The sequence below is a fragment of the Loktanella sp. SALINAS62 genome (assembly GCF_018263905.1).
GTDB lineage: Bacteria > Pseudomonadota > Alphaproteobacteria > Rhodobacterales > Rhodobacteraceae > Loktanella.
In genome coordinates this window covers 69,725-82,584 of record NZ_JAAFZU010000023.1, presented here as the reverse complement: position 1 = coordinate 82,584, position 12,860 = coordinate 69,725, and the positions used below count along the sequence as shown (strand labels likewise).

The window sequence follows — 12,860 nt, the reverse complement described above, 5'->3', positions numbered from 1 at the left end:
GGGTTCCCTTTGTTGTCGTGTCGGGGAACCTAGGGACCTGCGCGGCGGACGCCATACACCCTGTCGTGAAGTTCAGCCAATCTTACCGCGCAAACCGCCGGTCTGGCCACGGTCCAGCAAAATATGATCGAGGATGACACAGGCCATCATCGCCTCTCCGACCGGGACAGCGCGAATACCGACGCAAGGGTCGTGGCGGCCTTTTGTCACCACCTCTGTCGGAGTGCCGTCCATTTTGATCGACGCACGTGGCGACAGGATCGAAGATGTCGGTTTCACAGCAAAGCGCACAACAACGTCCTGCCCGGTGCTGATTCCGCCAAGAATGCCGCCCGCATGATTGCTGGAATAAATCGGACCGTTTTCGCCCATGTATATTTCATCGGCATTATCGCGCCCTGTCAGCCCGGCGGCTGCCATGCCTTCACCGATTTCGACGCCCTTGACCGCATTGATGCTCATCATCGCGGCGGCCAGATCGGTGTCGAGCTTGGCATAGATTGGGGCGCCGATTCCCGTTGGCACGTTGCGGGCGACCACCTCGATCATAGCGCCAACAGAATTGTGGTCATCCTCGCGCAGCCATTTCAGGTAGGCTTCGAATTCCTGTGCGGCCTGCGGGTCGGGGCACCAAAAATCGTTGCGCGCGATTTCATTCCAGTCAAACCGGTCCCGGTCGATCTTTTTCTCGCCCATCTGAACCATGTAGCCGACAATCTGCACGCCGGGGGCCACCTGTGCCAGCGCCTGTCGTGCGACACCGCCCGCAGCCACCCGCGCCGCCGTTTCCCGGGCAGAGGATCGCCCACCGCCGCGCGGATCGCGCAGCCCGTATTTCTGGTGATATGTGATGTCGGCGTGACCGGGGCGGAAGGTGTTCAGGATGTCGCCATAGTCCTTTGACCGTTGATCCGTATTGCGGATCATCAACTGGATCGGTGTGCCCGTCGTGCGTCCATCAAACACGCCGGACAGGATTTCCACGGCATCGGGTTCGTTGCGTTGTGTCATGTTCCGGTTCTGGCCGGGCCGACGTTTGTCCAGCCATTCCTGAATCATCGCGGGGTCCAATGCCACGCCCGGCGGGCAACCGTCGATTGTGGCCCCCAATGCGGGACCATGGCTTTCGCCCCAGGTGGTGAAGCGGAACAGATGACCGAAGGTGTTGAACGACATGACACGCCACTTTGTTATTGCGTTTCCGACGTAGCCCAAGCCTGTGCTGCTGTCCAACAGGTCTGATCACGGAAAAGTTTACTTGGTCAATGCGGTGGTCGCGTGCGACGCTTTGTAACACACTTGTACAGGAGTGCCGTTATGGCCGATGCAACCACCGAAACGTCGGGGGGGTCACAGATGTCCCTGACAATGAAGATCATGATCGCAATGGGGCTGGGCATCGTTGTCGGCGTCATCCTTAACGCCATCGACAGTTCGTTTTTGAACACCCATCTGGTCGCAGGCTTTTTCGCCATGATCGGCACGATGTTCGTGAATGCGCTGAAGATGCTGGTTGTGCCGCTGGTCTTCTTTTCGTTGCTGGGCGGGGTGACGGGGATCGGTGATATCCGCGTGCTGGGCCGCGTTGGATCGAAAAGTTTTGCGTTGTACATCGCCACCACTGCGCTTGCGATCACGGTCGCGCTGGTGCTGGCCACACTGATCGGGCCGGGCCGGGGTTTCGACATGACCGGGCTGGAAACAAGCGACATCAGCGGGGCAGAAGCGCCATCCGTGTGGGGTGTCTTTGCTGCCATCGTGCCGACCAACCCGATCCAGGCCTTTGCCAGCGGTGAGATGCTTCAGGTGATTTTTTACACGGTGATCCTTGGTATTGCTGTTCTGATGCTGGGTGGACGGTCAAAACCGTTCATCGAAGCCTGCGATTATATGAACGAGGTGATGATGAAGATCGTCGACCTTGTGATGCGGGCCGCGCCCTATGGCGTTTTTGCCCTGATCGCCAAGACGTTTGCGGAACAGGGGATCAGTCTGTTCCTGCCGGTCATGGCCTATGTCGTTACGCTGGTCGCCGCGCTGTTCATCCATCTGTTCATTACACTGCCCACGATGCTGAAGACGCTGGCAGGGCTGAACCCGCTGGTGTTCATGAAAAAGATGCGCCCGGCGCAGATTTTTGCGTTTTCGACCGCATCATCCAATGCGACGATCCCCGTGACCTATCAATGCGCGACCGAACGGGTCGGCGTCGATAAAAGCGTGGCATCGTTCTGCATTCCGTTCGGTGCGACGATCAACATGGACGGCACGGCGATTATGCAAGGTGTCGCAACGGTGTTTCTGGCCAACGTCTATGGCATCGACCTTGGCCTGATGGGCTATATCACCGTGATCGGGATGGCCGTGCTGGCATCCATCGGCACGGCAGGTGTGCCTGGCGTCGGGCTGGTGATGTTGACGATGGTGCTGGGGCAGGTCGGTCTGCCGATCGAAGGGATCGCGATTATTCTGGGCGTCGACCGCCTGATGGACATGATCCGGACGGCGGTGAACATCACGGGCGACGCCGTTGTCACATCCATCGTGGCCAAGGGCGAAGGCAAGATCGATCTTGATGTGTTCAATGATCCGAATGCCGGGATGGTTGGCGAAGGCGACGCTGAATTGCCGCACCACGCCATCGCTTGATCCGGCTTTGCCATGAAAAGGGCCATCCATTGGCATGGCCCTTTTCTTTTGCGCGCGCCGGCCCTAGTTGTTGCGTCACCTCGGGGGGCCATGCGGCTGAGATGCGAAAGCGGACCCGTTGAACCTGAACCGGTTAAGACCGGCGGAGGGAAGGTCCGGCATCCTGTCGTCCCCAAATCCGCCCGTCGTTTTGGAGGATGACATGAAAACCACTCTCACAAGCGTCGCGGCCATCGTGGCAGCCAGCCCCGTGCTGGCGCAAACGCCGACGCTGAACGTTTACACCTACGACAGCTTTACATCCGAATGGGGCCCCGGCCCCGCGATTGAAGACGCATTCGAAGCGACATGCGGCTGCGATCTGGTGTTCACTGGTGCGGGCGACGGCGCGGCCCTGCTGGCGCGCCTGCAATTGGAAGGGCCGCGCACCGATGCCGACGTCGTGCTGGGGCTGGACACCAACCTGACGGCGGTCGCGCGCGATACCGGGCTGTTCACCACACACGGTGTCGATGCCGACCTGTCGCTGCCTGTGGACTACGACGACGACATGTTCCTGCCATTTGACTGGGGCTATCTGGCATTTGTCGCGGACAAGGACACACCTGCGGTCAGTTCGTTTCAGGAACTGGCGGACAGCGACCTCAGCATCGTCATTCAGGACCCACGGTCATCGACCCCCGGACTGGGTCTGTTGATGTGGGTACAGGCTGTTCATGGTGATGACGCGGGTGCCATCTGGGAAGGTCTGGCCGACAACATCGTCACCGTCACACCCGGCTGGACCGAAGCCTACAACCTGTTTCTCGAAGGCGAGGCGGACGCTGTCCTGTCCTATACCACGTCGCCAGCCTATCACCTGATCGCTGAAGAAGACGACACCAAGACCGCTTGGGCCTTTGACGAAGGCAATTACCTGCAGGTCGAAGTCGCGGGGATATTGGCCGAAACCGACCAGCCTGATCTGGCCGAACAGTTCATGCAATTCATCGTCTCTGATGCGTTTCAGACCGTGATCCCAACAACCAACTGGATGTATCCCGCGACTGACATCGCCTTGCCAGACGGATTCGACACCCTGACCGTGCCAAAGAAAGGCGTGCTGTTATCTGCGGCCGAAGCCGCAGCACGCCGTGATGACGCGCTGGATACATGGCGCAACGCGCTGTCGCAATAAAAGCGGCGGGGCCAGCGTGGGTTGCTGCCGCGCTGGTCCTTGCTTTGACGGTGGGACCGCTGGTCGCCGTGGCGTTCCGGGCGCAGGTTGGCAGCGGGTTGGCGGCTGGCGACTGGGCCGCGATCCGGTTTACGATATGGCAGGCGGTGGTATCGGCGCTGGCGTCCGTCGCGCTGGCGATACCCGTCGCGCGCGCGCTTGCGCGTCGCAGGTTTCGGGGCAGGGCAGCACTGGTCATGCTGCTGGGCGCGCCTTTTTTGTTGCCGGTCATCGTCGCGGTGCTGGGGCTGCTGGCGGTATTTGGGCGCGGTGGCATCCTGAATGCGATGCTTGGAACGATCGGGATCGACCCGATCAGCATCTATGGGGCGGCTGGTGTGATCCTTGCACATGTGTTTTTCAACCTGCCGCTGGCAGTGCGGTTGATCCTGCAGGGCTGGCTGGACATTCCGGCAGAACGATTCCGCCTTGCCGCGCAGTTGAACGCGCCGGTGTGGCGAGTCCTGGAATGGCCGATGCTGGTGCGGGTTCTGCCAGGCACCTTGCTGGTGATTTTCCTGATCTGCCTGACCAGTTTTGCCGTGGCGCTGACCTTGGGCGGTGGACCACGGGCAACAACGGTAGAGCTGGCAATTTATCAAGCGATCCGGTTCGATTTCGATTTGGGGCGCGCCGCGCTGCTGGCGGCCAGTCAATTCGTGCTGTGTGCCGTGGCAGCGGTTGTGGCTTGGCGCATTACGCCGGTTGATGGCCTTGGCGGCGGATTGGACCGTGTCGTGGCGCGGTGGGATCAAAGCCCGCTGGACTGGCTTTGGTTGGGGGCCGTGACCTTGTTTCTTGTCACCCCGCTCGCGATGATCGTGTTGCGCGGGGTGCCGGGGTTTCTGGACATGCCTGCAAGCGTTTGGACCGCAGCAGGACGATCGATAGCGGTTGCGGTCGGATCGACTGTGATCAGCGTATCGCTTGCGCTGACCGTTGCATTGCGCGGCGGTGCGATTGCGCAGGTGATCGGTGTGACACCACTGGCGTCCAGCGCGCTGGTCATGGGCACGGGGCTGTTCATTATTGTCTACCCTGTCGTTAGTCCGACAGTCGTGGCGCTTCCTGTGACAATGGTGGTCAACGCGATGTTGGCCTTACCCTTTGCGTTGCGGGTGCTGATCCCGGCGGTGCAGGACGTGCGGCAAAACTATGCCCGTCTGGCTGCGACGCTCAATCTGACGGGCTGGCGTGGTCTGCGGATTGTGATGCTGCCGCGTCTGCGCCGTCCGCTGGGTTTTGCTGCCGGGCTATCGGCGGCGCTGTCGATGGGTGATCTGGGGGTCATCGCGTTATTTGCGACCGATGCACAGGAAACATTACCGCTGGCGATGTATCGTCTGATGGGGGCTTATCGCATGGAAACGGCAGCCAGTGCCGCTTTGCTTTTGGTTGCGCTTTCGCTGCTGGCGTTCTGGATTTGCGATAAAGGAGGGCGCGTCGATGCTGACCTGTGACGATCTGACCCTCCGGCAAGGTGCATTCACGTTACGTGCCGATTGGTCACTGTCGCCGGGTCTGACGGCGGTAATCGGCCCGTCCGGTGGGGGCAAATCGACGTTGCTGTCCGCCATCGCCGGTTTTCTGGACCCCGCGTCCGGGTGTGTTTTGTGGGACGGGCGAAACCTGTCTGGCGCAGCGCCCGGAAACCGACCTGTGACCATGCTTTTTCAGGACAACAACCTGTTCCCGCATCTGACGGTGGCACAGAATGCGGGGCTGGGGTTGGTGCCGTCCCTGCGTTTGACGAAAGATCATTCAGACCGCGTTGCGGTTGCGCTAGACCGGGTGGGTCTGGCCGGTTTGGGCGATCGCAAACCCAATGCACTGTCGGGCGGTCAACAAAGTCGCGCGGCGCTGGCCCGCGTCCTGCTGGCGGATCGTCCCGTGGTGCTGCTGGACGAAGCGTTCGCAGCACTTGGTCCTGCGCTGCGGGCGCAGATGCTGGAACTGGTTCAATCCATACTGGTCGCTGCCGGACGCACGGTATTGATGGTGACCCATGATCCCGCTGACGCCCAAAACGTTGCGGACAACGTCATTCTGGTCAGCGACGGGTACGCCCATCCGCCGCAGGATACTGGCGCGTTGTTTGCAGATCCTTCGCCAGAACTTCGTCGCTATTTGGGGACATAAAAAAGGCCCGCCAAGATGGCAGGCCTTTTGTTTCACTTGATCGGTTTGAACCTATTCGTCCTCGACCCGTTTTTTGTGCGGTGCCCACAGTTTCTTGTTTGTCAGATACAGCAAAGCTGCGAGCAGCGACAAAAACACGACCCCGGTCAGGCCCGCCTGTTTCCGCGCCATCATTTTCGGTTCGGCTGTCCACATCAGAAACGCGGCGACGTCTTTTGCACTTTGCTCCAGCGTGGCTTCGGTGCCGTCGTCAAAATCGATATCGTCGCCATACAAGGGTGGGGCCATCGAGATCCAGCTGCCAGGCACCGTGTAGTGACCGTGCTCGTCCTTGCATTCGTCGGGGAAACCGCCGTTTGCAAATGCGACGTTGTAATAGCCGTCCATCGGAACGTCCATTTCAAGCGCGCATTCTGGTTCTTCGTGGTAGCCCGTCATTAGCGATGCGATGTATTCCGCGCCGCCCATGCCATTGATGAACTGGCTGATACCCGTGCCATAGGGGCCATGGAAACCAGCGCGTGATTTTGCCATCAGCGACAGATCCGGTGCGTTGGCCAGTGACGATTCCGGATAGTGATCAGCAGGTGTTGCCGGACGGTAATCACCTAAACCATCATCAAGCGCGGGATCGAAGATTTCAAAGTTTTCCGCATAGGCGCGCATCTGATCTTCGGGCAGGGCAGGGCCGTGTTCATCCGAAAGCGTGCGGAACGCCACGTATTCCATCCCGTGACAGGCTGAGCAGATCTGTGTGTAAACCTTTAGGCCACGCTGAAGCTGATTGGTGTCGAACGATCCGAACGGTCCTTCGAACGGAAAGTCGTAATTGGTGATTTCAGCTTCTGCGCCCGCGGCGTGGACGGCCCCGGCGCTAAGCGCCAAAGCCGTCATCGTTGTCAGTGAAAGTTTGCGAAACATTTTCATCAGTCCTTTGTCTTTCACTCGGCCGGGTTCACGATGGTTTTCGTGCCGCCGGTCTTTGGGGCGTAGTGCGCTGCATAATCGGCCTCGATTGTTTCGGGCAGCGGCAGGGGTTTTTCAATGACCCCCAGAAGCGGCAGGATCACAAGGAAGTAGGCGAACCAGTAGGTCGATGCGATCAGCGAAATCCAGTCATAGGGGAATTCGGCAGGCTGTGCCCCGACCCACATCAGGACAATGAAGTCGACGACCAGCAGCGCGTACCACCATTTGAAGGTTGGGCGATAACGGCCCGACCGCACAGACGATGTATCCAGCCAAGGGGCCAGTGCCATCACAACAATCGCGCCAAACATCGCAAGAACCCCAAAGAACTTGGCGTCGATGATGCCAAAGGTCAGGAAGTTCACGATCTGCACGACCCAGACGTCAGCCGTAAATGCCCGCAGGATCGCGTAGAACGGCAGGAAGTACCATTCCGGAACGATGTGCGACGGCGTGGCGAGCGGGTTTGCCGGGATGTAGTTATCCGGGTGGCCCAGATAGTTCGGCATAAAGCCGACGATCGCCATGAACACAGCAAGGATGATCGCCAAGGCGAACAAATCCTTGATCACGAAGTATGGCCAGAATGGCAGCGTGTCTTTGGCTGCGTCTTCTTTCGACGTACGGCGCACTTCGACGCCGGTTGGGTTGTTGTTGCCGGTGGTATGAAACGCCCAGATGTGAACGATGGTCAGACCCAGCAGGATGAACGGCATCAAATAATGCAGCGAGAAGAAGCGGTTCAGCGCGGGCTGGCCGACAGCCGACGCACCCAGCAGCCATGTCTGCAGCGATTCGCCGACAAACGGAACGGCGCCGAACAGGCCGGTGATCACGGCGGTTCCGTGGAACGACATCTGGCCCCAAGGCAGAACATAGCCCATAAAGGCGGTGCCCATCATCAGCAGATACATCAACATCCCGATGATCCACGTGACTTCGCGCGGGGCTTTGTAGTTGCCATAATACAGGCTGCGGAAAATATGCAGATAGACGGCGACAAAGAACAATGATGCGCCGTTGGAATGGAAATAACGGATCATGTGCCCGCCGTTCACGTTCCGCATGATGTGTTCGACAGACCCAAAGGCCATATCGACATGCGGAACATAGTGCATCACCAGCACGATGCCGGTCACGATCTGCAGCACCAGTGTGAACGTCAGGACGATGCCCCAGATCCACATCCAGTTCAGGTTCTTTGGAGTCGGGATCATCAGCGTATCATAGGCGATCCCAAGGATCGGAAGACGCTTGTGAAGCCACTTTTCGCCGTTAGACGACGGCTCGTAGTGGTCGTGCGGAATACCAGCCATGCTGTCTCTCCTTAACCGAGTTCGATTGTGGTGGGGTCGACAAAAGCGGCGACCGGCACGGGAAGATTACGGGGGGCCGGACCTCTGCGGATACGGCCTGACGTGTCATAATGGCTGCCGTGGCAGGGGCAGAACCAACCGCCGAAATCGCCCTGTTCGCCCAGCGGAACACAGCCCAGGTGCGTACAGATGCCCATTTGAACCAGCCATGCACCTTCCGGTGCATCGGAACCCTCTGGGGTTGGCAAGGCGCGGTTTTCGTCCGTGGCGGGAACAACGCCGGCCAGATTCGCGTTTTCAGCGGATTGATCGGGCAGCGAAGCGAGGTCCACGGATCGCGCGGCTTCGATTTCTTCGGCCGTGCGATACCGGATGAAAACAGGCTTACCCTGCCACAGGACCGTCAGCTGTGTGCCTTCGGATACGCCGCCGACATCGACGCGGATCGACGCCAGCGCCTGAACGTCCGCAGACGGGTTCATCTGATTCACAAGGGGCCAGACCGCTGCGCCGGTGACGACGACGCCAGCCCCGGCGGTTGCGTAATACAGAAAGTCGCGGCGTGTGCCCTGATGGTCTTCGGCGTGTGACAAGGGTGCGTCTCCGTTCTGGGGCGGGCCATAGCGAGCCCGTGGCGAAATGATAACGTCGGCGGGGCCCCGCCGACTGGTCGGGCGCTGTTTAGCGGTCGGTATTGCATCCGTCCAGCGGACATTCCATCGCAGGTCGCGCGACCCATGTGTCCTATCTAGCGGCTTTCGTGAAATGTGACCAGTGTGACACAGAGCCCCGGTAAAGACGCCTGGCTGGCTAGGCCGCTGCGGTTTCAAGCATCGATGGTCTGGCGGCGAATGTCGCGTGCCATTGCGCCAAGCCAGCCCGTCCATTGCGCCAGTCGCGCGCGGCATGTCGCAAGTCGATGTATGACAACGCGCAGGCCGTTGCGATTTGCCCCATGTCCAGCGGTCCGTTCAGATGGCTTAGCCAACGGTCTTCCAGTGCGGTGATGGCGCGGTCGGCCTTTGACCACTGGGCATCTATCCAATCGGTCGATTGCTGCGCCGGGTCACGATATTTCGTTTCATAGAACATCGTAATCGCGGCTTCCATGATGGCATCTGCCGTCGCTTCCAGTGTCAGCGTTTCCCACAGGCGCGTCGCAGGATACAGGTTTGCGCCTGCATGTTCGTTCAAAAACCGGCAGATGACGCGGCTATCATGGATCGCGGGGCCGTGCATTCGCAGCAGCACGGGGATCTTGGCGACCGGATTGGCGGATGCGACCGCAGCATCCGGGACAGCGGGCGTGGTGGCGACGGTCACTTCTTCGACCGTGTCCAACAGGTCCGCTTCGCGCAGCAGCACGCGGCATTTGCGGACAAAGGGTGAAGTAGGCGACATCAACAGCTGCATCCGGAATCTCCTCTTTGGCATACTTTGCGCGTTGCCGGTCCCGCTGTCGAGCGGTGATGCGCGCGCGCTCAGCGCGCCGGGTCAGGGGGCGCGCGCATCAGATCGGCCAGCGCAGCCCGGTCCTGCCCAACGCTGGATGCGACATGATCCGCTGCGGCAAGCCGCACGGCTTCTGGTTTGTTCTGGCCCAGCTTCCACGTGCTGTCGACGGACTCCACGGTCATGCGGAACGGCACGATCTGTCGCATCATACGGTCAAGGACGTCGGGCGTCATCTTGTCTGCGGTCCAGGCCGGTTTTGGCAGATACGATTAGAACAGAGCCGATTCGCGGTCCAGCAGATCGCGCATGTCGTCCTGCGTCAGGGCGGTCAGCACACCCGTCAGGTGGACCGCCACATAATTCCACGTTGGCACCTGATCCGGCACCCCATACCAATCCGGAGAGATATAGGCGTCTGGCCCGGACACCGCGATGGTGGCGGTGACGGACGGGCCCAGCCGCGCGATCGGATTGGACCGCACCAGATGCAGATCCAGCGTCGTGCCCGCCTGATCCAGCAAAAATGGCACGTGCGCCAGAAGCGGGCGGTCAGGCCCGTTGACGCAAAGCATTCCAAACCCGCGTTCACGGGCAAAGGCGATGCTGCGGTCGGTTCCTGCCTGACGAAATGCCGGGTTGGGATGCATCAGGCCACCAGATGGCTGTCCTGCACCGCACGCACGGTGGCCGGGACGATCTGTCCGACAGGTTGGTCGGTTTCGAAATGGACCTCTGCGAACTGAGCGGTGCGACCCATGCGGGGGCTTTCCATCAGGACCTGATGCGCCTGACCGATCTGGGCGGCAAGGTGTCGCGCGACGGCGACATCACCTGCGGCGCGCAGGCGGGCGGCGCGCGCCTTTATCGCGGGGCCGCGGACCTGCGGCATCCGGGCTGCGGGCGTGCCGGGACGGGGCGAATAGGGAAAGACGTGCAGCCACGTCAGATCGCAGTCGTCGACCAGCTTCAGCGCATTTTCAAACGCGCCGTCGGTTTCGGTCGGAAAGCCCGCAATGATGTCCGCGCCGAATGTCATGTCAGGGCGCAGCGCGCGCGCTTCAGTGGCAAAGCGGATGGCGTCGTCGCGCGAATGGCGCCGCTTCATCCGTTTCAAGATCAGATCGTCGCCATGCTGCAACGACAGATGCAGGTGCGGCATCAGGCGCGGTTCGGTCGCAATGGCCTGCATCAGCGCATCGTCCACCTCGATCGAATCGATGGATGAAATCCGCAGGCGCGGCAGGTCCGGCACAAGTTTCAGGATCCGCAGCACCAGATCGCCCAGCCGGGGCGTGGCAGGCAGATCGGCCCCCCAGCTTGTCAGATCGACGCCGGTCAGAACGACCTCTTGAAAACCCTTGTCGACCAGCCGCTTGATCTGATCGACAACGACCCCGGCGGGCACGGACCGCGAATTCCCGCGCCCGAATGGAATGATGCAAAACGTGCAGCGGTGATCGCAGCCGTTCTGCACCTGCACATAGGCGCGCGACCGGGTGCCGAAGCCGTCGATCAGATGACCAGCGGTTTCGGTGACTGACATGATGTCGTTGACCTGCACTGGTTCGGTGGTCCCGATCAGGTCGGGGGCCATGCCCGCCCAAGTCGCCGGTTCCATCTTTTCGGTGTTGCCGATGACGCGGTCCACCTCTGCCATGTTGGCAAATGTTTCGGGTTCCGTCTGTGCCGCACAGCCGGTGACGATCAGCGTGGCGTCTGGATGGGCGCGACGCAGCTTGCGGATGTCCTGCCGAGCCTTGCGCACAGCTTCTGCCGTGACTGCACAGGTATTGACGACAACGGCGTTGGTGACGCCCGCAGCAGTGGCTAGTTCGGTCATGGCAGCGGTTTCATAGGCGTTCAGCCGGCAGCCATGGTTGGAAAAGATCGGTGCATCAGCCATACCAGACCCCGTCAAATACATGCGCGGTCGGGCCGGTCATCCAGACCCCGTCACTACGCCAGTCGATCATTAGTGTGCCACCGTCCAGATCAATCCGCACCGCCCGTCTTGTCAGGCCACGCCGGGCGGCTGCAACAGCAGTCGCACACGAAGAAGAGCCAGAGGCAAGCGTGATTCCCGCGCCGCGTTCCCAGACCCGCATCCGCAGGTGATCCGGCCCAATCACCTGCGCGAACTGGACGTTCGTTCGCTGCGGGAAAAGCGGATGATGTTCCATCTGGGCCCCGCGTGCAGCAAGATCGACACCAGCGACGTCATCGACGAAAAATGTGCAATGCGGATTGCCCATGCCGGTTCCGACCGGATTGCCATCAATGGGCAGATGCAGCGTATCGACCGCTTGTGCCAGCGGCACATCGGCCCAATCCAGCAGGGGTGCGCCCATATTCACGGATACGCCCGTGTCGGTTTGTTGCGCCTGCAGGATACCGCGATCGGTTGTGATCGTGACACGATTCTGTCCGTTTCGCACCATCTGCCACGCCGCGATGCAGCGGGTCGCATTGCCACAAGCACCAGAGGTGCTGCCGTCTGCATTCCAGAACGTCAGATGCAGGTCGGCCGTCGTGCTGTCCGAAATTTCTGCCAGTTGATCGAATCCGATGCCGCGATGGCGGTCTGACATTGCGACAGCCAATTCTGCGTCCACGCGATGTCCCGCGCGGGCGTCGAGCACGACAAAATCATTGCCAAGCCCGTGCATCTTCATGAATGGAACTGAACGTGTCATGGCCGCGGCTATACGCCCCGTCCGTCACTTTATCCAGCCCGGACGCAATTTCCGGGTTGACCCTGCGCGACGGTCAATCTAGGTCGCATTTCGTGGTCAGAGCCTGTAGCTCAGTTGGTAGAGCAACTGACTTTTAATCAGTAGGTCCAGGGTTCGAACCCCTGCGGGCTCACCACAAAACACTCTTACCTGTTTGCGCATGCTGCATGAAAACTGTGAAAATGGCAGGGTTCGCTTCTGGCCATCGGCGATTCTGGCGTCGTTCATCGCGGAACAACGTTGTGACCGTGCAGAGCAGGGCAAGTTTCCAAATCTAATGATCTTTTATAGCCATCGCCCAAGCCAGCGGCACCAGTCTATGCCGCCCTTGTGTTTCCAGCGGCTTCGGCTGCAGGTTGAAAACATCAGATTTTGCCAGAAATG

11 protein-coding genes, 1 tRNA gene, 1 pseudogene and 1 riboswitch are annotated in these 12,860 nt (G+C 60.2%); of the genes and pseudogenes, 5 read left to right on the top strand and 8 right to left on the bottom strand.

Annotated features, from left to right (window positions below; all coding sequences use genetic code 11):
* Positions 1-72: 72 nt before the first annotated feature.
* A complete protein-coding gene (gene aroC / locus GZH79_RS07945; protein ID WP_211643251.1) occupies positions 73-1,176 on the bottom strand; it encodes a chorismate synthase in 1,104 nt (367 codons plus the stop codon).
* Between the two features lie 141 nt (positions 1,177-1,317).
* On the opposite strand from aroC, the gene GZH79_RS07940 reads away from it, so the two are divergent.
* From GZH79_RS07940 to GZH79_RS07925, 4 genes are all read left to right on the top strand, one after another.
* On the top strand, positions 1,318-2,649 hold the full coding sequence (locus GZH79_RS07940) for a dicarboxylate/amino acid:cation symporter (RefSeq protein ID WP_211643250.1): 1,332 nt from the start codon (positions 1,318-1,320) through the stop codon (positions 2,647-2,649).
* Between the two features lie 71 nt (positions 2,650-2,720).
* Positions 2,721-2,817, top strand: a riboswitch (TPP riboswitch).
* 34 nt (positions 2,818-2,851) lie between these two features.
* Positions 2,852-3,826 carry a thiamine ABC transporter substrate binding subunit gene (thiB, locus tag GZH79_RS07935; RefSeq protein ID WP_211643249.1) on the top strand — a complete coding sequence of 325 codons (975 nt, stop codon included), beginning with the start codon at positions 2,852-2,854 and terminating at the stop codon, positions 3,824-3,826.
* A complete protein-coding gene (locus GZH79_RS07930; RefSeq protein ID WP_211643248.1) occupies positions 3,802-5,325 on the top strand; it encodes a thiamine/thiamine pyrophosphate ABC transporter permease ThiP in 1,524 nt (507 codons plus the stop codon). The genes thiB and GZH79_RS07930 overlap by 25 nt, the downstream gene beginning before the upstream one ends.
* Positions 5,312-6,004, top strand: a complete 693-nt coding sequence (locus tag GZH79_RS07925; protein WP_211643247.1) for an ATP-binding cassette domain-containing protein — start codon at positions 5,312-5,314, stop codon at positions 6,002-6,004. Before GZH79_RS07930 ends, GZH79_RS07925 begins: the two co-directional genes overlap by 14 nt.
* A gap of 51 nt (positions 6,005-6,055) precedes the next feature.
* On the opposite strand, the gene GZH79_RS07920 is transcribed toward GZH79_RS07925, so the two are convergent.
* The 7 genes and pseudogenes from GZH79_RS07920 to dapF form a co-directional block, all read right to left on the bottom strand.
* On the bottom strand, positions 6,056-6,931 hold the full coding sequence (locus GZH79_RS07920; RefSeq protein ID WP_211643246.1) for a cytochrome c1: 876 nt from the start codon (positions 6,929-6,931) through the stop codon (positions 6,056-6,058).
* 14 nt (positions 6,932-6,945) lie between these two features.
* Positions 6,946-8,289, bottom strand: a complete 1,344-nt coding sequence (locus GZH79_RS07915; protein ID WP_211643245.1) for a cytochrome b N-terminal domain-containing protein — start codon at positions 8,287-8,289, stop codon at positions 6,946-6,948.
* A gap of 11 nt (positions 8,290-8,300) precedes the next feature.
* Positions 8,301-8,882, bottom strand: a complete 582-nt coding sequence (petA, locus tag GZH79_RS07910) for a ubiquinol-cytochrome c reductase iron-sulfur subunit (protein ID WP_211643244.1) — start codon at positions 8,880-8,882, stop codon at positions 8,301-8,303.
* Between the two features lie 217 nt (positions 8,883-9,099).
* Positions 9,100-9,702: a glutathione S-transferase family protein gene (locus GZH79_RS07905; protein WP_211643243.1), complete on the bottom strand. Its 603-nt coding sequence runs from the start codon at positions 9,700-9,702 to the stop codon at positions 9,100-9,102.
* A 68-nt stretch (positions 9,703-9,770) separates the two neighbouring features.
* Positions 9,771-10,391: pseudogene (locus tag GZH79_RS07900) on the bottom strand (FMN-binding negative transcriptional regulator).
* Positions 10,391-11,647: a tRNA (N(6)-L-threonylcarbamoyladenosine(37)-C(2))-methylthiotransferase MtaB gene (mtaB, locus tag GZH79_RS07895; RefSeq protein ID WP_211643242.1), complete on the bottom strand. Its 1,257-nt coding sequence runs from the start codon at positions 11,645-11,647 to the stop codon at positions 10,391-10,393. Before mtaB ends, GZH79_RS07900 begins: the two are co-directional and overlap by 1 nt.
* Positions 11,640-12,437, bottom strand: a complete 798-nt coding sequence (dapF, locus tag GZH79_RS07890; protein ID WP_211643241.1) for a diaminopimelate epimerase — start codon at positions 12,435-12,437, stop codon at positions 11,640-11,642. The genes mtaB and dapF overlap by 8 nt, the downstream gene beginning before the upstream one ends.
* 99 nt (positions 12,438-12,536) lie before the next feature.
* On the opposite strand from dapF, the gene GZH79_RS07885 reads away from it, so the two are divergent.
* Positions 12,537-12,612 (top strand) — tRNA-Lys (locus GZH79_RS07885).
* Positions 12,613-12,860 lie beyond the last annotated feature (248 nt).